The organism is Actinosynnema pretiosum, from assembly GCF_002354875.1.
In the GTDB taxonomy this organism is placed as follows: domain Bacteria; phylum Actinomycetota; class Actinomycetes; order Mycobacteriales; family Pseudonocardiaceae; genus Actinosynnema; species Actinosynnema auranticum.
Window position 1 is genome coordinate 5,050,929 of sequence record NZ_CP023445.1, and the last position, 21,776, is coordinate 5,072,704.

Genomic DNA, 21,776 nt, shown 5'->3' on the forward strand with positions numbered 1-21,776 from the left:
GCACACCGGGAGCGGTGGCCTCCGCCGCCGATTCGTTACCGTCCGATTCGCCCCGATTTGGTCGCACATCGCTGTAGATTTACGACATAGCGGACACGAACCCGCAGGTCAGACGCTTGCAGCCGCTGGACAAACAAGGCAAGGCTTACCTATGTTCACCCGGCGGCAGCGGGAGGTGGACCGGGTGGAGCACGTGTTCGGCAGCGCGGTGTTCGGCAGCGCGCTGATCGGCCTCAGGGAGGGCCTGGAAGCGGCGCTGGTGGTGAGCGTCCTGGTGGCGTACCTCGTCAAGACCGACCGGCGGCGCGAGCTGCGGTGGGTCTGGCTGGGCGTCGGGATCGCGGTGGCGCTGTCGGTGGGCGCGGGCGCGCTGATCACGTTCACGAGCGCCTCGCTGGACTTCCGGGCGCAGGAGGCGTTCGGCGGGACCATGTCGCTGATCGCGGTGGTGTTCGTGACCGGCATGGTGTTCTGGATGCGCGGCGCGGCCCGCCGGATCGGCGGGGAGCTGCGCGGCAGGCTCGACGAGGCCGCCGGGATCGGACCGGTCGCCGTCGTGGCGCTGGCGTTCCTGGCGGTCGGCCGCGAGGGCCTGGAGACGGCGGTCTTCTTCTACGCCGCCGCCCAGTCCGCCGGGCAGAACGGCGGCCCGCTCACCGGGTTCCTGATCGGGCTCGCGATCGCGGTCGCGCTGGCCTGGGCCATCTACCGGGGCGCGCTGAGCATCGACCTGTCCCGGTTCTTCACGGTCACCGGCGTGCTGCTGGTGTTCGTGGCCGCGGGCGTCCTCGCCTACGGCCTGCACGACCTCCAGGAAGCCGCGCTGATCCCCGGACTGGACGTGCTCGCGTTCGACCTGTCCGGGCCGGTCCCCGAGGACTCCTGGTACGGCGCGCTGCTCAAGGGCGTCTTCAACTACTCGGCGCGCACGACCGTCGTCCAAGCCATCGCCTGGTCGGTGTACGTGGTGGTCACGCTGCCGCTGTTCCTGCGTCCCGCGCGCACGCGGGTCGCCCCGACACAGGGAGAAGTGAAGTGAAGCGAGTCGCAGCCCTCGTCCTGGGCGCGCTGGCGCTGTCGGCGTGCTCGTCCGCGACACCGGAGGCCGCCTCGCCGGGCGGGCCGATCGCGGTGGAGGCGAGCGACAGCGCGTGCGGCGTGGCGCGGACCGAGGCCGACGCGGGCACGATCACGTTCGAGGTGACCAACAGGGGCGCGCGGATCACCGAGTTCTACCTGTACGCCGAGGGCGACCGGATCATGGGCGAGGTCGAGAACATCGCGCCGGGGCTGACCCGCAGGCTGCTGGTGGAGGTGCCGGACGGCGGCGCGTACCAGACCTCGTGCAGGCCGGGCATGGCCGGTGACGGCATCCGGGCCGCGTTCACGGTCAAGGGCGCGGCGGCGCGGCAGGCGGACGCGGACACCCGGCTCGGCGAGGCGACCGCCGGGTACCAGCGGTACGTGAACTCGCAGGCGGACTCGCTGCTGGCCAAGACGACCGAGTTCGCCACCGCCGTGAAGGACGGGAAGGCGGAGGAGGCCAAGGCGCTGTACCCGGTGGCGCGCACCTACTGGGAGCGGATCGAGCCGGTCGCGGAGAGCTTCGGCGACCTGGACCCGAGGATCGACGCTCGGGAGGCGGACCTGGAGGAGGGGCAGGAGTTCACCGGGTTCCACCGGCTGGAGAAGGATTTGTGGACCGGTGGCCTGCGGGGTGACAGCGCGGCGATCGCGGACCGGCTGCTCGCGGACGTGACCGAGATCGTCGGGAAGGCCAAGACCGTCGAGCTGACCCCGCTGCAGCTGGCCAACGGGGCCAAGGAGCTGCTGGACGAGGTGGCCACCGGGAAGATCACCGGCGAGGAGGACGTCTTCTCGCACACGGACCTGTGGGACTTCGCGGCCAACGTGGAGGGCTCGCGGGCGGCGGTCGCGGCGCTGCGGCCGGTGGTGCGGGAGCGGGACGCGGAGCTGGCGTCCACTGTGGACGCGAAGTTCGCCGCGGTGGAGGCGTTGCTGGAGGCCCAGCGCAGCGGTGACGGGTACAGGCTGTACACGGACCTGTCGCAGGAGCAGGTCAAGGCGTTCGCGGCGGCCGTCGACGCGCTGGGCGAGCCGGTCAGCAAGGTCGCCGAGGTGGTGGCGCAGAAGTGAACCCGGAAGTGAGCCCGGAAGTGGGCACCGACGGCGCGGGCGCGCGCGGGGTGTCCCGGCGACGGGTGTTCGGCCTGGCGGGCGCGGGTGTCGCGACCGCCGGGCTGGGCGCGGCGGCGGGCGCGCTGGCCGTGCGCGTGGTGGAGGCGCTCCCGACCGGCGCGGCCCCGTCCGCAGCCGACCCGACGGCCGCCGTGCCGTTCCGGGGCGAGCACCAGGCCGGGATCACCACCCCGGCGCAGGACCGGATGCACTTCGTGGCGTTCGACGTCACCACCACCGACCGGGAGGCGCTGGTCGGCCTGCTGCGGGACTGGACCGCCGCCGCCGAGCGGATGACCTCCGGGTTGGAGGCGGCCGAGGGCGGCGCGGTCGGCGGGTCGCCGCAGGCGCCGCCCGCCGACACCGGCGAGGCGCTGGACCTGCCCGCGTCGGCGCTCACCCTGACGATCGGCTTCGGCCCGTCCCTGTTCGACGGCCGGTTCGGGCTGGCGGACCGGCGGCCGGAGGCGCTGGTGGACCTGCCGAGGTTCAAGGGCGACGCGCTGGACCCGGCCAGGTCCGGCGGCGACCTGTGCGTGCAGGCGTGCGCGAACGACCCGCAGGTCGCGGTGCACGCGGTGCGGAACCTGGCGCGGATCGGGTTCGGCCGGGCGGCGGTGCGCTGGTCGCAACTGGGGTTCGGGCGCACCTCGTCCACGTCGACCGCGCAGGCGACCCCGCGCAACCTGTTCGGCTTCAAGGACGGCACGAACAACCTGAAGGCCGAGGACCCGGCGGCGCTGGAGCGGCACGTGTGGGTCGGGGAGGGCGACGGTCCGGCGTGGATGACCGGCGGCACCTACCTGGTGGCGCGGCGGATCCGGATGCACGTGGAGACCTGGGACCGCGCCCCGCTGGCCGAGCAGGAGGCGATCACCGGGCGGCACAAGGGAAGTGGCGCGCCGCTGGGGCAGCGCGACGAGTTCGACCCGGTGGACACCTCGGTGCTCGGGGCGGGCGGGGCTCCGGTGGTGCCGGTGAACTCGCACGTGCGGTTGGCGTCGGAGAACCTGGGCGGGGCGCGCATCCTGCGGCGGGGGTACAACTTCACCGACGGCAGCGACGGCTTCGGGCACCTGGACGCCGGGTTGTTCTTCGTGTGCTTCAACCGGGACAGCCGGAGCCAGTTCATCCCGGTGCAGCGGGTGCTGGCGGGCGCCGATCCGATGGTGGAGTACCTGGAGCACAACGGTTCCGCGCACTTCGCGGTGCCGCCGGGGGTGCGGGAGGGCGAGTTCTGGGGCCAGGCGCTGTTCGACTGACCCGAGGTGTCCCCCGCGCGGGTTCCCTCGCACGGCAGCCACGGATGGTCCGGTGCAACCGCTCCGAGTACCATCCGCACCGTGACCGAGGCCACGCGCGGGGACACCACCGGTGGGCAGGCCCGCCGCCGACCGGGCGCGCTGGCGGCGGAGGTCCTGCACGCCCTCGTGGAGGCGGGGAAAGCGCTCACCCCCGCCGAGGTCCTGGAGCGGCTGGCCCCGACGGGCGCGCGCTCGTACAGCGCGGTGGTGACGACGTTGACGCGGCTGCACGGGAAGAGCGCGGTGACGCGGGTCAAGGACGGCCGCGCCTACCGCTACTCGGCGACCGCCGACCCGTCCGCGCTGGTGGCCTGGCGCATGGCCCGCCTGCTGGAGGCGGAGGCGGACCACGCGCCGGTGCTGACCCGGTTCGTGCGCGGGCTCAGCGAGGATGACGAGGCGGTGCTGCGCAGGCTGCTGGCGGACGGTGGGGCCTGACCGCTTGAGGCGGGTGAAGCAGCGCTCGACCACGCTGTGCGGCTTGCAGAGGTCGGGGTCGAAGGCCGGTGGCCTGCCGCCGACCGAGCCCTGGGCCCTGCGGCGGGCGATCCGGTCGACACGTTCCGGGATGGCGGCCTTGATCCGCCGCCACCGTAACGCGGTGCGGGCGCTCGGATGGGCGTGGGCCTTGTCGGCGATCACCCGTCCCACCCGCACCCGCCGCCCGTCCACGGCGATGTCGTGGATGTCGTCGAGCAGCGGCGGCGGTTGCGGGTTGTCGCCGACCTGACCTGGGTGAGGATCGCCGTCGGTGGCAGACCCGCCGAGTCGACGGCCGGGTGCAGCTCGTCCGTCAGCTCACCACGTCCGACCACCCACCACCACCACGATCACGAGAAAGATCCGCAGGACACGCCTAGTCCCCCGAACCCGCGCGGCGGCGGCGAAACCCTTGCGGCGCCCGGACCCTCACCCCGTCCGCCGCTGCCGGTACGCCTTCGTCTTGGTCCGGTTGCCGCACACCGCCATCGAGCACCACCGCCCGCCGCCGTTGCGGGAGGTGTCGTAGAACGCCCACCGGCAGTCCGGGGCCGCGCACAGCCGCACCCGCCGCCACCGTCCGTCGCCGACGGCCGCCACCACGAGGTCCAGCAGCGCGTCCACGCCCGGCGCCACCGGTTCCGCCGCGACGCGCAGGTTCCCCTCGCCGTCCGGGACGAGCCGGAGCGGGAACGCGAGCGGCGTGGTGGCAGGCTCCGCCAGCGAGCGGCGCAGCGCGGCGCGCAGCTCCCGCGCCGCCGCCAGGTGCGCGGCGCTAGGGCGGGTCCCCTCGGGCACGAGGCCGTGGCGCGCCAACCAGTGCGCGAGCGCCGCCTCGTCGGTCAGCTCGTCCGTCGGCGCGTGCGCCTCCCCGTGCCTGCTGAACGTCCGCTCGTCGAGCGTGTTGAGGAACGCCTCGACCACGTGCACCCGATCTTCCACGACACCATCGTAGCTCCCCACTGGTGTCCCAGCGACACCGGTGTTACGTTTTACCGGTGTCGAATCACCCGGTTCTCTCCGTGTCCGACGACGACCTGGCAGACCTGCGCGACCGGCTCCGCCGCACCCGCTGGGCCGCGCGCTGGCCCACCCCCGCCTGGGAGGCGGGCACCGACCCCGACGAGCTGGAGCGGTTGGCCCGCCACTGGGCGGACGGCTACGACTGGCGCGCCCGCGAGGCCGAGATCAACGCCCTCCCGTCGCACTTCGCCGAGGTCGACGGCGTCCGGCTGCACTACCTGCGCTACGACGGCGCGGGCGACGCGCTGCCCCTCGTGCTCACCAACGGCTGGCCGAGCACCTTCTACGAGCTGGTCGGACTCGCGGAGCGCTTGGCCGCCAGGGGTTTCACCACGATCGTCCCCTCACTGCCCGGCTACCCGCTCTCCGCGCCCCGGCCGTCGCTCACCTCCACCCCCACCCACGAGCTGTGGCACCGGCTGATGCGCGAGGAGCTGGGCTTCGCCCGCTACGGCGCGCACGGCGGCGACCTCGGCGCGGGCGTGTCGACGCTGCTCGCCAAGGCGCACCCCGAGTCCGTGGCCGGGCTGCACCTGATGGCCGTCGCCCCGCCCGCCCGGCACGACGCCGGATCGCTGACCGACGCCGAGCGCGCGCACGCCGGGCGGGCGCGGACGTGGTGGGACGAGGAGGGCGCGTACGAGCACCAGCACCGGACCCGCCCGCTCACGCTCGCGCCCGCGCTGTCCGACTCGCCGGTCGGCCTGCTGTCGTGGGTCCTGGAGAAGTACCGCGCGTGGAGCCACACCGGGCTGCGCGCGCACAGCGACGACTTCCTGCTCACCCAGGCGTCCCTGTACTGGTTCACGAACTCGATCGGGACGTCGCTGCGGCCGTACTACGAGCACGGTCGCGCGCCGGAGCCCGAGGCCGACCGGGTGGAGGCGCCGACCGCCGTGGCGCTGTTCCCCGGCGACCTGGCGACCCCGCCGAGGGAGTGGGCGGAGCGGACCCACCGGGTCGTGCGGTGGACCGAGCTGCCGCGCGGGGGCCACTTCGCGCCGGTCGAGGAGCCGGAGCTGCTGGCCGACGACCTCGCGGGGTTCTTCGGCGACCTGCGCTGATCCCCGAAAGCGCTGTGCCGCGCCGAAGTGGTCGGGCGCGGCCCCCGAGAGGACCGCGCCCGCCCACCGGCTCTGCGCGCCCTACTCGCCGTCCGCCACCGCGCCGTCCGCCACCGAGTGGTGCCGACCGATCGGCAGCATGAGCGGCTTGCCGGAGACCGGGTCGGTGATCACGCGGCAGTCCAGGCCGAACGTCGCGCGCACGCCCTCCTCAGTCAGCACCTCCGCCGCCGGACCAGCCGAGTGCAGCGCGCCGTCGGCCAGGGCGATCAGGTGGTCCGCGTAGCGGGCGGCGAGGTTGAGGTCGTGCAGGACCATCACGATCGTCGTGCCGCGCGAGCGGTTCAGGTCGGTCAGCAGGTCCAGGACCTCCACCTGGTGGCTCACGTCCAGGAACGTCGTGGGCTCGTCCAGCAGCAGCAGATCGGTCTGCTGGGCCAGGACCATCGCGATCCACACCCGCTGCCGCTGCCCGCCGGACAGCTCGTCGACCGAGCGCTCGGCCAGGTCGGCGGTGGAGGTGGCGTCGAGGGCCGCGGCCACCGCGACGTCGTCCTCCTTGCTCCAGCGGGACATGATGCCCTGGTGCGGGTGCCTGCCCCGGCCGACCAGGTCGGTCACGGTGATGCCCTCGGGGGCGATCGGCGCCTGCGGCAGCAGGCCCATGACCCGCGCCAACTCCTTCGCGGGCGTCTTGTGCACGAGCTTGCCGTCGAGCAGGACCCGGCCGCCCTTGGGGGCGAGCAGCCGGGACATCGACCGCAGGAGCGTGGACTTGCCGCACGCGTTGGCCCCGACGATCACGGTGATCCTGCCGGGCGGGATCTCCAGGTCGAGCCCGCTGATGACCGTCCGGTCCCCGTAGCCGATGGTCAGGTCCTCGACCGCGAGGGTGTGGGTGGTGGTCACAGCGAGCCTCCGGCTCGGTTGGTGCGGATGATGAGGTAGATCAGGTACGGGGCGCCGAGGACGCCGGTGACGACGCCGACCGGGTAGCGGGCGGGCAGCAGGTACTGGCCGCTGTAGTCGGCCACCAGCACCAGCAGCGAGCCGACGAGCATCGCGGGCACCAGGAGCGACCCGCCGGGGCCGACCAGCCTGGCCGCGATGGGTCCGGCCAGGAACGCGACGAACGCGATCGGGCCGCAGGCGGCGGTGGCGAAGGCGATCAGGCCGACCGAGGCGATGACGACGGTGAGCCGGACCAGCTCCACGCGCACGCCCAGCGCGCACGCCGCGTCCTCGCCCAGCTGCATCGCGCCCAGCCGCCGGGTCTGCGCCAGCAGCAGCGGCACGAGCACGACCGAGGCGAGCAGCACGGGCAGGACGTCGGTCCACGACGAGCCGTTGAGGCTGCCGGTCAACCAGACCAGGGCTTCCTGCAGGTCCCACTCGCCCGCGCTGGTGAGGATCCAGTCGATGGCGCTGTGCAGCATGGCGGCGGTGCCGATGCCGATCAGGACCAGCCGGGTGCCCGCGCCGCCGGACTTGAACGCCAGCAGGTACACCAGCAGCGCGATGAGCAGGCCGGCGACGATCGCGAACGCGGCGACGGTGGCGCCGGACAGGCCCAGCACGACGATCGCGAACGCGGCGGCGGCCGAGGCGCCCGCGCTGATCCCGATGATGTCGGGGCTGGCCAGGGGGTTGCGCAGCATGGTCTGGAAGGACACGCCGCCGAGCCCGAAGCACAGGCCCGCCAGGGTGGCCAGGGCGGTGCGGGGCAGGCGGAGCCTGCCGACGGTGAACGAGGCGCCGGGCACCTGCTCGCCGAGGACGACCGCGAGGACGTCGGACGGCGGGTAGTACCGCTGGCCGAACATCAGCGACACGGCGATCATCACCAGGATGAGCGCGGTGAGCACGGCGATGACGATCCGCCTGCGGCGGGCGTTGCGGCGGCGGGTGCGGGTGACCGCGTCCAGTGTGGACGGTGCGGCGGCGGCGACGGCGCCGAGCGCGGCGTCGCGGTGGGCGGCGCGGGTGGCGGTGTCGGTCACAGCGATCGGACCTTCTGTCGGCGGACTACCCAGATGAAGAACGGCGCGCCGATCAGCGCGGTGATGATGCCGACGTCGATCTCCTCGGGCCGGGTGACCACGCGGCCGACGACGTCGGCGGTGGTGAGCAGCGCGGCCCCGCCGAGCGCGGAGAGCGGCAGCAGCCAGCGGTGGTCCGGGCCGACGAGGAGCCTGCACAAATGCGGCAGGACCAGGCCGACGAACCCGATCGGTCCCGCGGCGGCGGTGGCCGCGCCGCACAGCACGACCGCGCCGACGGAGGCGAGGGTGCGGGTGAGCAGCACGCGCTCGCCGAGCCCGGCGGCGACGTCGTCGCCCAGCGCCAGGGAGTTCAGGCCGCGCGCGGTGGCCAGGCACAGCAGCAGGCCGACGACCAGGAACGGCAGCACCGTGGCGATGCCCTCGTAGGAGCCGCCGCCGACGCCGCCGATCTGCCAGGAGCGGAACGTGGCGGAGATGTCGTTGCGGGAGAGCACGACCGCGCTGATCAGCGAGGTGAGCGCGGCCGACGACACGGCGCCCGCGAGCGCGAGCTTGAGCGGCGTGGGGCCGCCCCGGCCCAGCGAGCCGATGGTGTGGACGAGCACGGCGGTGACGGCCGCGCCGAGGATGGCCACCCAGATGTGGGCGGAGGCCTTGACCAGGCCGAAGGAGGTCATGCCGACCGCGATGGCCAGCGAGGCCCCGGAGTTCACGCCGAGGATTCCGGGGTCCGCCAACGGGTTGCGGGTCACGCCCTGCATGACCGCGCCGGAGATGCCGAGCGCGGCGCCGACGACGACGGCGAGCAGGGTGCGGGGCACGCGCTTGGCGACGGCGGCCTGCGCCAGGTTGTCCTGGGAGCCGCCCAGGCCCGCGACGACGTCGTCGAAGCCGATGTCGCGGGCGCCGAGCACGACCGAGGCGAGCGCGGCGGCGGCCAGGACGACGATCAGCGCGACCAGCCAGGTGAGCCGGACACGACCAGGGTGCCGCCTCTCGGCGGCACCCTGGTCGGACCGGTGGGTCGCGGTGGTCACTTCACCTTGTCGGCGGCAGCGGCGATCTTGCCCGCGTACTCGTCGAGCACCCACGACACGGACATCGGCGTGGGGTTGGCGGCGGTGCCCGCGGGGCCGCTGCCGGAGAGCATCACGACGGCGCCGTTGGCGACGGCCGGGAGCTTGGACATCAGCGGGTCGGCCTGGAGCGCGGCCAGGACGGTGTCGTCGCCGTAGCCGATGATGATGTCGACGTCGTTGAACACGTCGATCTGCTCGGTGCTCTGCTTGAGCGAGAACTTGTCGGTGGTGGCCGACAGGTCCGCGATGGACTTCGGGTGGGTCATGCCCAGGTCCTCGAAGAACATGGCGCGGGTGTCGTGCGTGGTGTAGAAGCCGATCTGGCTCAGGTTGGTGGTGTCGAAGTGCGTCATGAACATCGCCGACTTGCCGACCAGCCGCGGGTGCTTGGCCTTGGCGTCGGTGATCTGCTTCTCGATGTCCGAGATCAGCTTCTTGCCGTCGTCGGCGCGGCCCATGGCCTTGCTGCTGAGCTCGATGCTCTCGCGCCACGGGGTGGCCCACGCGGTCTTCGGGTAGGCGACGACCGGCGCGATGTCGCTGAGGGTCTTGTAGTCCTCGGCGGTCAGGCCCGAGTACGGGGCCAGGATGACGTCGGGCTTGGTGTTGGCCACGCCCTCGAAGTCGATGCCGTCGGTCTCGTCGAACAGGACCGGGGCCTCGCCGCCGAGCTCCTTGAGCTTCTCGGACACCCAGGGCAGGACGCCGTCGCCGTCGTCGTCGCCGAAGTTGGCCTTGGCCATGCCCACGGGCACGACGCCCAGCGCGAGCGGCACCTCCTGGTTGGCCCAGTTGACCGTGGCGATGCGCTCGGGCTTGGCCTCGATCGTGGTCTTGCCGAGGGCGTGCTCGATGGTGATCGGGAACGCGCCGGTGTCCCCGGCCGGCTGCGAGCCGGAAGCGGCGGTGTCGGACCCACCACCGAAGGAGCAGGCGGTGAGGACGATCGCTGCGGCGGCGGCGATGGCGCCGGCTCGCAGGCGGTGTGTGCGCACGGGGGGACCCTTCTCGAAAGCAGCGTGAGCGGCGCCCCGGCCGGTTCGCGGGCGTGGCGCCACCGGGCGGTCACGACGCTGCGCGCCCCCCCGAAAGTATGCTTAGCCTAACCTCATGAACTACCCCGAGATCAAGCCGAGAGGGCGCTTCGGCCGTGTGATCTGAGTCGGACATCGCCGACCAGCGTGATGAAACGGGCGCCAGGGGTCACGGCGCGGAGGTGCGCCGACGTCACTCGCCGCGGTGGCCGACCGGAGCATAGACGTTCGGGCGGCGAACGGTCCGCACGGGCGGGGCGGGCGGCGTCGCGGCGGCTTTCCAGGGGGCTCGTGAGGGGTCTCCCCGACCCCGGACACGCCGGTTCCCCGGCGCGGACTGGCCGCGCCGGGGAACCGGAGGGGTGGTTCAGCTCGCCGGGTCAGCCCCGGACGATGGTCAGCCCGTAGGCCGACAGGATCTCGCCGAGCGGGTTGTAGTAGCAGGTCGCGGTGTTGCCACCGGAGACCACGCCCTGGCCCTGGCCGGCGCTGGTGATGAAGCCGCCGCCGGAGTCACCGGCCTGGCAGAGCACGTTCGAGGCGGTCAGGCCGGTCACCGTGCCCTCGGCGTAGCGGACGGTCTGGTTGGCCGCGCCGCGGGTGCCGCAGGTCCAGCCGGTGGTGGAGCCGGACTTGCAGATGGCCGCGCCCTGGGCCGCGACGGTGGTGCCGACGACGCGGACGCTGCCGACCAGGCCCTGCGGGGTCCAGTTGGAGTTGGTGCGCACGTAGGCGTAGTCGTTGCCGGGGAACGAGGAGCCGCCCCAGGTGCCGAGCGAGGTGCCGTTGCGCGAGAGCGCGCCGCCGCCGGTCAGCGCCTGGCAGTGGCCCGCCGTGACGAAGCCGGTGGTCACCGACAGGCCCGCCGAGCAGCGGGACGAGCCGATGTTGTAGGCGTCGCCGCCCTTGATGTTCGCGAACGTGGTCGGGGCGTCGGCCTCGACGACGCGCACGTCCGAGCCCGCGAACGCGGCGGCCTCGGCGGTCTTGCCGGGCAGCGCGGTGACGACCACGGAATTGGTCTTGCTGTCGGCGTACCAGCCGGTGACCGAGGCCGGGGCGGACTTCTCGACCGCGTTGAGCTGCGCGACCTTGGCGTCGAGCTGGGCGGCGCTGCGGGCGACCACGGTGGCCTCCGCGCCCGCGGCCTCGACCTCGGCGGCGTCGGCCGCGTCGGTCACGGCGACGGTGAGCTTGGCCGTGGAGATGTCGAACCAGGCGCCCGCGAAGGACGAGCCGAGGCTGGTGCGCAGCGAGTCCTCGGTGGCGGTGGCCGCGTCCTGCTTGACCATGAGGGTCCGCGCCTCGGCCGCGTCCAGGCCGAGGTCGCGCTGCATCGCGCTGACCAGGCCGGGGTGGGCGGCCTCGAACGCGGGGGCGGAGTCGGTGGAGGCGGGCTGCGCCGAGCCGGGCATCCCGTTCAGGATCGCCAGCGCGGCGGCGGCGAGGACGACGCCCGAGGTGCGGGCGACTTTCCGTGCGGTCATGTTGTCTTCTCCTCGGATGCAGGGACCGGGCGGCCGGGTGCAGGACCGGCTGTCCGGGCATTCCAGGACCGGGGCGGCGAATGATCGACTTACCCGTTCGGGTGTCGCTCTTCCGGACCACCCTCCGAGGGCGAGACTAGGAATGGGCGAAGCTGTTACACAATGGTCCGATTAGGGTTAAAACGTGTCACAGCCGGATGTTCGACGCACGTTCCGTAATCGCCGCAGGAAGCACCCGGAACACCGATTTCAAAACCCTACTAACCACCCGCCGCTGAACGGAGCACCGCGTGCCGACCTGCGGGGGCAGGGGGGCGCGGAGGAGATCGGCGCAGGTGGACGGGGTGAGGGTGGGTGGCCGACCTGGGCGGGAGGTGGGCGCGGGCGGCGAACGGGGGCGTCCGAGGGTCTCGCGGTCCGGGCGGGCGGCGGCCGGCCGGGGAATTCCCCGTGCGTTGTGCTCGTGATTTATCCGACGTCGGACGAAAAAGCCCGAGCGGGGTCTAGGGATTGCGCCTGGGGGTGGCGGGCGGCGGGAACAGGGGCATCCTCGGCGCGCCGTCCTCGGCAGCCCGCGGTTCCCGGCGGGGCTCTGGCCTGCGGGGTTCGGTGTGCCTCGGCTCGGCCTGGCGGTGCGGGTCGGCTGGGCGGTGGTGGCCGCCGGGGCGGGCGGGCTCGACCGGCAGGGGCTGCTCGACGGGACGCAGGTGGCCGCCCGTGCGGGGCGGGTCGGCCGGGCGGAGGTGGCCCGCGGGGCGCGGGTGGTCGCCGTCGCGGAACGGGTCGGCCGGCGGCTCGGGCGCGGGGGCGGGCGCCCGCCCGCGCACCGGTTCGACCGCCGGGCCACGCGCTGGCTCGACCGCGGGTTCGGCGGCGGGCTCCAGCACCTGCCCGGAGAACCGCTCCGCCTCCGCCCTGGCCTGCGCGGACGGCTTCGCGCGCTCCGGCACGACGTCGCTCGTGGCCCGCACCGCCTGGAGCAGCCGCAGCACCTCCGCCGCCACCGCAGCGCCGTCGTGGTGGCGCAGCGACTCGCCCAGCTTCAGGTCGACCAGGTGCCCCGAGTCGTCCACGGTCACCGCGATCTGGCCGTCCGCGCTGCTCACCACGACCCGGAAGGTCGCGACCGGCTCGCCGTCCGCGCCCTCGGCGCGCTGCCCCCTGGCGAACTGCTCCCCGTACCTGCTGAAGAACTGGCCCGGATCGGCCATCGCCCCTCCTCCGCCCGCGCGCGCCGGACAGCCCGACCGGACGACGGTAGACGCCGCGCGCCGCCCGCGGCAGCGGTTTGCGGGATTGGTCTCCCGCCTGGTCAGCGCGGGTGCGCGGGGCGAGCGCGGACGGTCACCGGCGGGTCACCCCCGGTCGAGCTGGTCGCGCCGGTCCGCGAGGGTCCTGGCCAGGTCGACCAGCTTCACGTTCAGGTCCTGCGAGGTGCGCCGCAGCAGCGCGAACGCCTCGTCGGCGCTGATCCCGCGCCGGGTCATCAGGATGCCCTTGGCCTGCCCGATGACGTCCCGGCTGTCCACGGCCCGCCGCAGCTGGGCCTGCTGGAGGTCGGCGGCCTCGGCGGCGTGGGCGTGCGCGAGGGCGAGCGAGGCGTGCGTGGCGAGCAGGAGCGCGGCGTGCCGGTCGTCGGCGGTGAGCGCGTCGGGCTCGCGCGAGTACACGTTGAGCGCGCCGGACACCGCGCCCTCGGACGGCAGCAGCTCGGTGGCGAGCACGCAGTGGTAGCCGAGCCGCACGGCCTCGGCGGCGAAGCCGGGCCACCTGGGCTCGGCGCGCAGGTCGCCGCTCTCGGCGTAACCGGGGCCGTCCGGCCGCGCGGTGTCCACGCACGGCCCCCGCCCGTCCCGGTACTGGGCCTCGTCCAGCGCGGTCGCGACCGGGTCGGTCTCGACGGGGCTGGAGAGGGAGCCGTCCGGGGCGCGCAGGGTGATGCTGGCCAGGTCCGCGCCGGGGATGACCTGCGTCGCCGCGTCCACGATCTTGCCCAGCGCCTCGGCGGCGGTGCGCACGTCCAGCAGGGTCCTGGTGACCCCGTCGAGCTGCTTGAGCAGCAGCTCGGTCCCCTCGTCGGGCAGCAGGCCAGCGCCGTCCCGGTGCATCGGTCCTCCTCGGCCACAGTGGCCGGGCACCGCGCCACCGGCCGTCGCACCGACCCTACCCCGGTGGCAGGCCCCCCGGAACCGAGCGCGCCACCGGCCACCCGGCTCGACCACCCGGCCAGATCGGGGGCGTGGCTCGGGGCTGCGGTTCGGGACTGCCGTTCGGGATTGCGGTTCAGGACTGCGGCTCCGGACTGCGGCTCAGGGCCGGGCCACGACCCGCACGGTCTCCAGGTCCGAGTCGGTCGGGTCCGGCAGGTACATGCCCGCCTCCCGGCCGCTGCGCAGGTAGTCCACCACCGGCTGGGTGATCACCTCACCGGGCAGCGCGGCGGGCACGCCCGGCGGGTACGGGCTGATCGTCTCGGCGCACACCCGGCCGACCGCGCGCTCCAGCGGCACGTGCTCGGCGTCGGCGAAGAACGCCTCGCGCGGCAGCACCGCCTGCTCCAGCTCCAGCTCTCCGGGGTCGGGGACGTCGACGCGGGCCGCGCGGGGCAGGTCGGGGGCGTGCGCGGCGAGGTCGGTGACGGCGGCGACGAGGCGGTCGACCGTGTCCCGGTCGTCGGCGACGGTGATCTGCGCGGCGATCCTGCGGTGGTCGGACAGGCCGACGTCGACGCGGTGGTGCTCGCGCAGCCACTCGTTGGCGGTGTAGCCGGAGATGCCGAGCCCGGCGAGGTCGAGCACGATCTTGAGCGGGTCGTGGTCGTCGGCCCTGCCCGGTCCGACGACGTCGTCGCGGCCGACGACGGTGACCGCGTCCGCCAGGCGCTCGCGGACGTCGGCGCCGAGCTCGAGGGCGCGGTCGAGCAGCTCGCGGCCGTGCTCGACCATCTGCCGCCGCCAGCCGTCGAGCCCGGCGTGGACCAACGCGGACGGGCTGGTGGTGTCGAGCAGGTCGGCGCGCATCCGCAGCACGTCGGGGTCCACCCGGTCGCCCCTGAGGTGGTAGACGGAGCCCTGCTCCAGGCCGGCGCCCATCTTGTGCACGCTGGTCACGCACAGGTCGGCGCCCGCGTCCATGGCCCAGGCGGGCAGGTCGGGGTGGAACGGCAGGTGCGCGCCCCACGCCTCGTCCACGACCAGCGTCTTCCCCCGGTCGTGGCACAGGTCGGCCACCGATCGGATGTCGGCGCACGTCCCGTAGTCGGTGGGGGTGATCAGCAGCATCCCGGCGGCGTCGGGGGCGCGGTCGAGGGCCTCGGCGACGGCGTCCGCGCCGGGCGGGTAGGCCCACTCCCAGCGGGCGTCCCAGCGCGGGTGCACCCACACCGGGTCGACGCCGCTGATGATCAGCCCGGCGATGACGGACTTGTGCGCGTTGCGCGAGACGAGCATCCGCTGCCCCGGTCGGGCGACGGTGATCAGGCAGGTCTTCACGGACAGCGAGCTGCCGCAGGTGGAGAAGAACGCGTGGTCGGCGTCGACGGCGTCGGCCATGAGCCGCTGGGCGTCGGCGAGCACGCCCTGTGACATCAGGCGGTCGTCGATGCCGTTCATCAGGATGATGTCGGAGCGGAAGACGTCCGCGCCGAGCACGTCGAGCACGCGCGGGTCCACGCCCCGCCCCTGCTTGTGCCCTGGTGGGATGAACGGGAGGTGCCCCCGCTCGTGGTACCGCTCGATCGCCTCCAGCACCGGTGCCCGTCCGTGATCCATGACCCGACGTGTGCCCCGAGAGGAGGCGTCGAAACACGACCGGGCGGGTGAACCCCGCCCGCCCGCGCCCCGCTCAGTCCTCGCCGGGCAGCAGCCCCGCGGACTTGGCCAGCTCGACGACCTCTTCGCGGTCCTCGGTCTCGGTGCCGAGCTTGCGCGAGACGTGCCGCAGCCGCCGGTGCACGGTGCGCGGCGAGATGGCGAGCCGGTCGGCGATGGTGTCGTCGGTCAGGCCCTGCGCCACGCCCTCCAGCACCGTCGCCTCGCGGCGGGTGAGCCGGTAGCCCGCGCGGTCGGGCGGCAGCTCGAAGATCCGGGCGAGCCGCTCGGTCGCGTCCGGGTTGCGGGTCTTGGCCAGCAGCGCGGCCAGCCGGGGGCTGCCGTTGAGCGGGTCGTGGCCGAGCACCAGCAGGACGCGCGCGGCGCTGTCCGCCAGGTACTCCAGGAGCCCTATGGTGCGCGCGTCGGCGTGGTGCACGTCGTCGAGCGCCAGCACCACGCCGGTTTCGCCGCCGACGATGACCAGCGCCGCGCGGACCACGCGCTGCACGTCCTCCTCGGTCAACCCGAGCATGATCCGCGCCCAGCCGCGCTCGTCGAGCTTGCGGAACAGCTTGCGCAGCATCTCACCGTGCTCGCCGGAGGCCGGGTTGATGGCCTCCATGAACCCGCCGTAGGGGACCTCGGGGTTGTCCACGCGGGCGCGCAGCACCGGCATCCCGAGCCCGACGCCGAGCGTCTCCCACTCCTTCATGCTGAGGTCGCGGGCCTCGCGCGAGGCCGCCCCGACGCCGACGACCCGGAGACCCACCAGCTGTTCCCACCCGTCGAAGCGCCCTTCAGCGGCCACTTCCCGCATAGGTCCCTCCCCCTGACGTCTCTCCCCCTGCGGTAAGACAAGGAACAGTCCGAAAGCGTGCGAATACATTTTGTGACAAAAAACCCGGCAGCCGGGTGAACCGCCAAGCCGTGCGCGCCACCCAGGCTAGCCGAATCCCCGCCCCGATATCCGCCGGGCAGGTCACCGCCGACCTGCGATCACGCATCGAAATCGGCAACGGGCGTCCGACCTCGGCAGACGTTCCACAGGGGACGCTGGGTGACGATCACCGGCATTCCCGGAGGGGGTTCGCCGGGGGCGTCGACGCGGGATTGGGGGGCGGGTGGGGGTGGGGCGCGGGGCGGGTCATGCGAATGACGCGCGGGGGTCGTTCCGGTGTGGACGCGCTCCCCCGCTCGGCGCGGCCGGTTCCGGCGGATCTGGGTGCGTTCCCGGTCCGAGCGGGTTCCGAGCGGGCGGGGTCCGCGCGGACCGACGACGGGACGGGGACGTGGTGGTGGGCGTGACGGGGCGCGGCGGTCCGGTCCGGGTGGCGGGCGCAGCCGGATTCCCCTGGCCGGGCGAACGTTCGGCGGGCGACCGGAAAGCCGGGGGGCTCGGGTGATCCGCGCGCGCTGGGCGGCGTGGCGGGCCGGGCGGGAGGCGCGGGTCGAGCGCGAGCGGGAGGCGCGGCGGCGGTGGGCGGAGCGGTTGGCGCGGGAGCGGGGCGCGGAGATCGAGGCCGTGGTGGCGGCGTGGCGGGCCGAGGTGTCCGGGTTGGACCCCCGGTTGCGCGATCTGGTGATCACCGTCACGGCGGGTGACATGCTGCACGTGGAGTTCGAGCTCGGCGAGGAGTGGTTCGACGCGCACGCCGAGGGCGGCCTGGACTCGTACGCGTTCGCGGACGGCACGGGCCACTTCGAGGACTCGGTGCTGCGGGAGGACGTGCCCGCGCACGTGGTCGGGCTGTTCGCGGCGGTGCTGCCGTGAGACGGCGCGGGCGCGCGGTTCGACCGGCTCGTGGCAGCGCTGCCCCGATCGGTGCTCGCCGCTCGCGCCCAGCCCGCGTCAGGCCAGCTCGATCGCCTGCGCGCGCGGGTACTTCCGCCCCGGCCCCGGCGCGGGTGAGCCGGTGAAGGACACCTGCGTGCCCACCGGCAGCATCGGCGCGCCGCCCGGCAGGTCGTCGCGCGAGGCGTACCAGGAGCCGCCTCGGGTGTCGGTGATGAAGCCGTGGGGCTGGTCGTCGCGCCAGCCGGTGATCCGCCCGTAGCGACGGCCGCGCGGCGCCCCGCCCGACGGGGCGACGGGGGTGGTCGTGCGGGTGAACGGTGAGCGCAGCGGGTAGTCGCCCTGGTCGGCGGGGGCGAACAGGGCGTCGAAGCCGGGGGTGTCGGTGGCGTTGGCGCGCAGCGGGGAGGCGGTGCGCGGGCCGTTCTCCGGCCACTTCTGCGGGGCGCGCCGGGGGTCGGCGACGGGCACGAGCACCCGGACGCCGCGCTTGACCAGGCGGGCGACGAGCGGGGTGAAGTCGGCGTCGCCGGTGACCAGGACGACCCAGCGCAGCCCGGCGGTGACGGCGCGGTCCCAGGTCTCCAGGGCGAGGTGGACGTCGACGCCCTTCTCCTTGCCGCCGTGCAGCGGAAGGTCGTGGCGGGTGATGCCCGCGAGGGCGAGCGCCTCGTCGAACCCGGTGGCGGGCGTCTCGATGCGGCCCCGCACGTAGTGGGCCTCGCGGATCACGCAGTCGTGCAGCGGCACGCCCTCGGCGAGGTGGACGTGCCAGCGCAGCGCGTCGTGGAAGCCGTCGAGGGAGATGCGGGCGCGGCGGGGGTGGGTGGTGGCGTAGAAGTCGCTGAGGTAGGCGAACCACGTCCCGTCGTAGAACACCCCGATGCGCACGCTCTCACCCACGGCGCGATTTTATCCGACCGGTCGACTGGAATCAGCGGGATGCGGGTGAGGGCTGGGCGCCATCGCAGGATCGCCGAGGTGGCCCCCTGGGCAGCGCGCCGGCGCTTCCAACAGCGATCAGACCAACCACGTCATCGACGGGCCCGCCAGGGTGGCCAGCCGCCCCCGTGCGGCGGCGTCCTCTCCCCGTGCTCCGAACGCCGGGTCGGCGAGCGGCAGGAGCGGCTCACCCCGTTCGAACGAGCCAAACAACAGAGGCGCAACGACACGATTTGTGTCCGCACGATTGCGGAACGACACCACAAGTCACTCTTTCGTGCATTTTACTCATGTATCACGATGAAGTTCCCCCAGTCACCGGATACCGTTAACCTCATGACGGCACCAAAATTTGACAATTGGTTGGAACACGGCTCAGGCGTAGAAGCCAAAAGCGCACGGCATCTGTTCAGCATCATTAGCAACATCGCCCTGCTCGCACCGAACCGAATCTACGCGTGGCGCGGTCAGAACAACGCAAATTGGCCCTTGAGGTCTTCCCTCTACAGGAAAGCAGCCAAAGAGAGCAAGGAAGTCACCGAGAAGAGCCTGCGCGCCGAAGAAAGGAAGATCATCAAAGAGGCGCGCGACTGGGGCCTGGGAAGAGACCTCGGCTCATCGGCGACCGACCTGCACATGCTCGCCGTTCTGCAGCACCACAGCGTGCCGACTCGACTGATCGACGTCACGGCCAACCCGATGACCGCACTGTGGTTCGCCACAGCGGAACACGGGCAGTGCGAGGACAGACCCGACTCCGGAGTGCTGTTCGCCATCGAAGTCACCGACACCAGGTGGCACGAGACGTTCAAGCACGGCTCTCAGACGCGAAAAAGCAGACGGAACCCCATCACTGCCCTGTACGAAAAAGCTCTGCTCAGATCCGCAAAAGACAACACGATGTTCCGCGCGTTCCCCGCACTGCCCGACGACCGCATGAGGGCGCAGGAAGGTTACTTCATCGGCAGCGCGGTTCCGGAAAAGCACACGACACCAGGGGTGTTCGGGTTCAACCCGATCGGCCCGGAATCCGGCAGGGAAAATCTGGCGAATTTGCTTGAATTTGACAAGCCTGCAGAAGCGCCGTTCGCCCTCCCTTTTTGCGCGATCGTCATCCCCTACCACGTCAAGCTCACGCTCAGGGATCCGCTCAAGAGGACCTACAACCGTCGGCGGCGCGTGCTGTTCCCCGACGTGGACGGGTTCAAGGAAGCGTGGTCCAGCGGGCGACTCGACTGAGCGCCACGACCGCCGGGCGACCCTCGAAGTCGTTGCGGCACAACCAAGCACCCGGTCCCCGCCACCACAGCACGACCGGACCGGGCGGAGTTTCCCATCGGTACCCATAAGAATTTCCTTGCGGTGCCCGATGCCTTGGCGCGCTTAGCATCCGGGGCGTGACGGTCATCATCTCCGCAACCGAGCTGCACCAGCGGTTCCCCGAGTTCCGGGTGTTCGACGTCCGGTGGGCGCTCGGCGCTCCGGACGGGCGGCCCGCCTACCTCAGCGCCCACCTGCCGGGCGCCGTGCACGTCGACCTGGAGGCGCACCTCGCCGGACCGCGCGGGCCCGGTGACGGGCGGCATCCGCTGCCCGGCGAGGAGGCGCTGCAGACCGCCTTGCGCGGGTGGGGCGTGAACGGCGGCGACCGGGTCGTCGTCTACGACGACTCCGGCAACCTCGCCGCCGCCCGCGCCTGGTGGGTGCTGCGCGACGCCGGGGTTGACGTGCGGCTGCTCGACGGCGGGCTCGGCGCGTGGGTCGCGGGCGGGTTCCCGGTGGAGAGCGGGGACGTCGTCCCGGCTCCGGGGGACGTGGTGGTCTCCGGGAACCGGTTGGCGCGCGTCACCACCGACGAGGCGGCCACCTGGCCCGCGCGCGGGGTGCTGCTGGACGCCCGCGCCGGTGAGCGGTACCGGGGCGAGGTCGAGCCGGTCGATCCCAGGGCCGGGCACGTTCCCGGCGCGGTCAGCGCGCCCACCGGGGAGAACCTCGCGCCGGACGGGACCTTCCTGCCCGCCTCGGAGCTGGGACGGCGGTTCGCGGCGCTCGGCGTGACGTCGGGGACGCCGGTCGCGGTGTACTGCGGGTCCGGCGTCACCGCCGCGCACACCGTCGCCGCCCTGGCCATCGCCGGGATCGACGCCGCCCTGTACCCCGGCTCGTGGTCCCAGTGGTCCTCGGACCCCGACCGGCCGGTCGAGGTGGGGGCGTGAGCCTGGACGGGTTGACCGGCGGGCTCTCCTCCTGGTCGACCGACCCCGCCGAGCTGGCGCGCGCGTCCACCGACCGCTCGGGGAGCGCCCCGATCGGGACGCCCCGGCTGGTCGTGTTCGCCCAGTCCGTCGCGGAGGTCCAGCGGACCGTCGCGCACGCCGCCGCGCACGGCGTCCCGGTCGTGCCCAGGGGCGCGGGGTCCGGGGTCGCGGGTGGCGCGCTCGCGGGCGACGGGAGCATCGTGCTCGACCTGTCCGGCCTTGACCGGATCACCGAGCTGCGGCCGGACGAGGCGCTGGCGGTCGTGGAACCCGGTGTCGTCACCGCCGACCTGGACGCCGCCGCCGCCGCGCACGGGCTGCGGTACGCGCCCGACCCGGCGAGCGCCGCGTTCTCCACGATCGGCGGCAACATCGCCACCAACGCGGGCGGGCTGCGGTGCGTCAAGCACGGGGTGACCCGCGACGCGGTGCTCGGGCTCGACGTGGTGCTCGGCGACGGGTCGCTGGTCAGCACCGGGCGGCGCACGGTCAAGGGGGTCACCGGGTACGACCTGACCGGGCTGGTCGTCGGGTCCGAGGGCACGCTCGGGGTGGTGGTCGGGGCGACGCTGCGGCTCTCGCCGCTGCCGGTGCGCACGGCCACCGCCAGCGCGTTCTTCGCGACCGCCGAGGACGCCGTCGCGGCGGTGACCGCGCTGCAGCGCGCGGGCGTCCGGCCGTCCACCGCCGAGCTGCTGGACGGGCCGACGCTGCGCGCCATCGACCAGGCGCAGGGCGGTGACCTGCACCGCAGGGGCGAGGTGTTCCTGCTGCTCCAGACCGACGGCTTCGGCGCGGAGCAGGAGCTGGCGGAGGCGGCGCGGGTGGTCCGGCCGCTCGCCACCGCGCTGGAGACCACCACCGACCCCGAGGTCGCCGCCCGCCTGGTGGCCACCCGGCGGGCCGCGCTGCCCGCGATCGAGCGGCACGGGCGGGTGCTGATCGAGGACGTCGCGGTGCCCAGGAGCCGGATCGCCGAGACGATCCGGGCGATCGGGGGCATCGCCGAGGCGACCGGGGTGCGGATCTTCGTGTTCGCGCACGTCGGCGACGGCAACCTGCACCCGATCGTGCTGGCCGACAGCGCGCCGCCGGAGCGGGTGGGGCGCGCGGTCGCGGCGATCTTCGAGCAGGCGCTGGCGGTGGGCGGCACGCTCACCGGCGAGCACGGCGTCGGCGCCCTCAAGCGGCCCTGGTTGGCGGCGGAGCTGGGCGAGCCGGTGCTGGAGCTGCACCGGCGGATCAAAGCGGTGTTCGACCCGGCGGGCGTCCTGAACCCCGGCAAGGCCATCGGCTGAT

At 73.5% G+C, this 21,776-nt stretch carries 21 protein-coding genes; 9 read left to right on the forward strand and 12 right to left on the reverse strand.

The annotated features are described in order from the left end of the window. Window positions 1-151 precede the first annotated feature (151 nt). The 4 genes from efeU (at window position 152) to CNX65_RS21480 (ending at window position 3,941) form a co-directional block, all read left to right on the forward strand. Window positions 152-1,039, forward strand: coding sequence for an iron uptake transporter permease EfeU (efeU, locus tag CNX65_RS21465; protein WP_096495369.1), 888 nt, complete (start codon window positions 152-154; stop codon window positions 1,037-1,039). Continuing rightward, on the forward strand, window positions 1,036-2,157 hold the full coding sequence (gene efeO / locus CNX65_RS21470) for an iron uptake system protein EfeO (protein ID WP_096495370.1): 1,122 nt from the start codon (window positions 1,036-1,038) through the stop codon (window positions 2,155-2,157). The genes efeU and efeO overlap by 4 nt, the downstream gene beginning before the upstream one ends. Further along, window positions 2,154-3,461, forward strand: coding sequence for an iron uptake transporter deferrochelatase/peroxidase subunit (efeB, locus tag CNX65_RS21475; protein WP_232519940.1), 1,308 nt, complete (start codon window positions 2,154-2,156; stop codon window positions 3,459-3,461). The genes efeO and efeB overlap by 4 nt, the downstream gene beginning before the upstream one ends. Before the next feature lie 81 nt (window positions 3,462-3,542). Then, window positions 3,543-3,941 carry a BlaI/MecI/CopY family transcriptional regulator gene (locus tag CNX65_RS21480; protein ID WP_096495372.1) on the forward strand — a complete coding sequence of 133 codons (399 nt, stop codon included), beginning with the start codon at window positions 3,543-3,545 and terminating at the stop codon, window positions 3,939-3,941. Between the two features lie 200 nt (window positions 3,942-4,141). Here the strand turns inward: CNX65_RS21480 and CNX65_RS35550 are convergent, their stop codons facing one another. Beyond that, a complete protein-coding gene (locus CNX65_RS35550) occupies window positions 4,142-4,318 on the reverse strand; it encodes a hypothetical protein (RefSeq protein WP_157767770.1) in 177 nt (58 codons plus the stop codon). A 94-nt stretch (window positions 4,319-4,412) separates the two neighbouring features. Beyond that, window positions 4,413-4,925, reverse strand: coding sequence for a CGNR zinc finger domain-containing protein (locus CNX65_RS21490; RefSeq protein ID WP_232519941.1), 513 nt, complete (start codon window positions 4,923-4,925; stop codon window positions 4,413-4,415). 56 nt (window positions 4,926-4,981) lie between these two features. On the opposite strand from CNX65_RS21490, the gene CNX65_RS21495 reads away from it, so the two are divergent. Next, window positions 4,982-6,070, forward strand: a complete 1,089-nt coding sequence (locus CNX65_RS21495; protein ID WP_096495375.1) for an epoxide hydrolase family protein — start codon at window positions 4,982-4,984, stop codon at window positions 6,068-6,070. A gap of 81 nt (window positions 6,071-6,151) precedes the next feature. Here the strand turns inward: CNX65_RS21495 and CNX65_RS21500 are convergent, their stop codons facing one another. From CNX65_RS21500 to CNX65_RS21540, 9 genes are all read right to left on the reverse strand, one after another. Next, window positions 6,152-6,979, reverse strand: a complete 828-nt coding sequence (locus CNX65_RS21500; RefSeq protein ID WP_096495376.1) for an ABC transporter ATP-binding protein — start codon at window positions 6,977-6,979, stop codon at window positions 6,152-6,154. Continuing rightward, entirely contained in the window at window positions 6,976-8,070 is a 1,095-nt protein-coding gene (locus tag CNX65_RS21505; RefSeq protein WP_198320524.1) for a FecCD family ABC transporter permease, read from the reverse strand. Before CNX65_RS21505 ends, CNX65_RS21500 begins: the two co-directional genes overlap by 4 nt. Beyond that, the gene (locus CNX65_RS21510; protein WP_096495377.1) at window positions 8,067-9,110 is read right to left on the reverse strand and encodes a FecCD family ABC transporter permease; all 1,044 of its coding nucleotides are present in this window, start codon (window positions 9,108-9,110) and stop codon (window positions 8,067-8,069) included. Before CNX65_RS21510 ends, CNX65_RS21505 begins: the two co-directional genes overlap by 4 nt. Beyond that, on the reverse strand, window positions 9,107-10,147 hold the full coding sequence (locus tag CNX65_RS21515) for an iron-siderophore ABC transporter substrate-binding protein (RefSeq protein ID WP_096495378.1): 1,041 nt from the start codon (window positions 10,145-10,147) through the stop codon (window positions 9,107-9,109). Before CNX65_RS21515 ends, CNX65_RS21510 begins: the two co-directional genes overlap by 4 nt. Before the next feature lie 419 nt (window positions 10,148-10,566). Continuing rightward, window positions 10,567-11,673 (reverse strand): S1 family peptidase, encoded by a 1,107-nt coding sequence (locus CNX65_RS21520; protein ID WP_096495379.1) that lies wholly within the window; start codon window positions 11,671-11,673, stop codon window positions 10,567-10,569. Between the two features lie 503 nt (window positions 11,674-12,176). Beyond that, window positions 12,177-12,884: a hypothetical protein gene (locus CNX65_RS21525; RefSeq protein ID WP_096495380.1), complete on the reverse strand. Its 708-nt coding sequence runs from the start codon at window positions 12,882-12,884 to the stop codon at window positions 12,177-12,179. A gap of 144 nt (window positions 12,885-13,028) precedes the next feature. After that, the gene (locus CNX65_RS21530) at window positions 13,029-13,781 is read right to left on the reverse strand and encodes a GAF and ANTAR domain-containing protein (protein WP_096495381.1); all 753 of its coding nucleotides are present in this window, start codon (window positions 13,779-13,781) and stop codon (window positions 13,029-13,031) included. Between the two features lie 201 nt (window positions 13,782-13,982). Next, window positions 13,983-15,443: an aminotransferase class I/II-fold pyridoxal phosphate-dependent enzyme gene (locus CNX65_RS21535; RefSeq protein WP_096495382.1), complete on the reverse strand. Its 1,461-nt coding sequence runs from the start codon at window positions 15,441-15,443 to the stop codon at window positions 13,983-13,985. Window positions 15,444-15,516: 73 nt separating this feature from the next. Continuing rightward, a complete protein-coding gene (locus CNX65_RS21540) occupies window positions 15,517-16,254 on the reverse strand; it encodes a helix-turn-helix transcriptional regulator (RefSeq protein ID WP_232519942.1) in 738 nt (245 codons plus the stop codon). A gap of 630 nt (window positions 16,255-16,884) precedes the next feature. Between CNX65_RS21540 and CNX65_RS21545 the strand changes: the two genes are divergently transcribed. Then, complete coding sequence (locus CNX65_RS21545; RefSeq protein WP_096495384.1) at window positions 16,885-17,256, forward strand: hypothetical protein; 372 nt, start codon at window positions 16,885-16,887, stop codon at window positions 17,254-17,256. A 78-nt stretch (window positions 17,257-17,334) separates the two neighbouring features. On the opposite strand, the gene CNX65_RS21550 is transcribed toward CNX65_RS21545, so the two are convergent. After that, window positions 17,335-18,180: an NYN domain-containing protein gene (locus CNX65_RS21550; protein WP_096495385.1), complete on the reverse strand. Its 846-nt coding sequence runs from the start codon at window positions 18,178-18,180 to the stop codon at window positions 17,335-17,337. Between the two features lie 339 nt (window positions 18,181-18,519). Between CNX65_RS21550 and CNX65_RS21555 the strand changes: the two genes are divergently transcribed. The 3 genes from CNX65_RS21555 to CNX65_RS21565 all read left to right on the forward strand — a co-directional run bounded on the left by CNX65_RS21555 (window position 18,520) and on the right by CNX65_RS21565 (window position 21,775). Next, complete coding sequence (locus CNX65_RS21555) at window positions 18,520-19,458, forward strand: FRG domain-containing protein (RefSeq protein ID WP_157767771.1); 939 nt, start codon at window positions 18,520-18,522, stop codon at window positions 19,456-19,458. Window positions 19,459-19,616: 158 nt separating this feature from the next. Continuing rightward, on the forward strand, window positions 19,617-20,435 hold the full coding sequence (locus tag CNX65_RS21560; RefSeq protein ID WP_096495387.1) for a sulfurtransferase: 819 nt from the start codon (window positions 19,617-19,619) through the stop codon (window positions 20,433-20,435). Continuing rightward, a complete protein-coding gene (locus CNX65_RS21565; RefSeq protein WP_096495388.1) occupies window positions 20,432-21,775 on the forward strand; it encodes an FAD-binding oxidoreductase in 1,344 nt (447 codons plus the stop codon). The genes CNX65_RS21560 and CNX65_RS21565 overlap by 4 nt, the downstream gene beginning before the upstream one ends. Window position 21,776 lies beyond the last annotated feature (1 nt).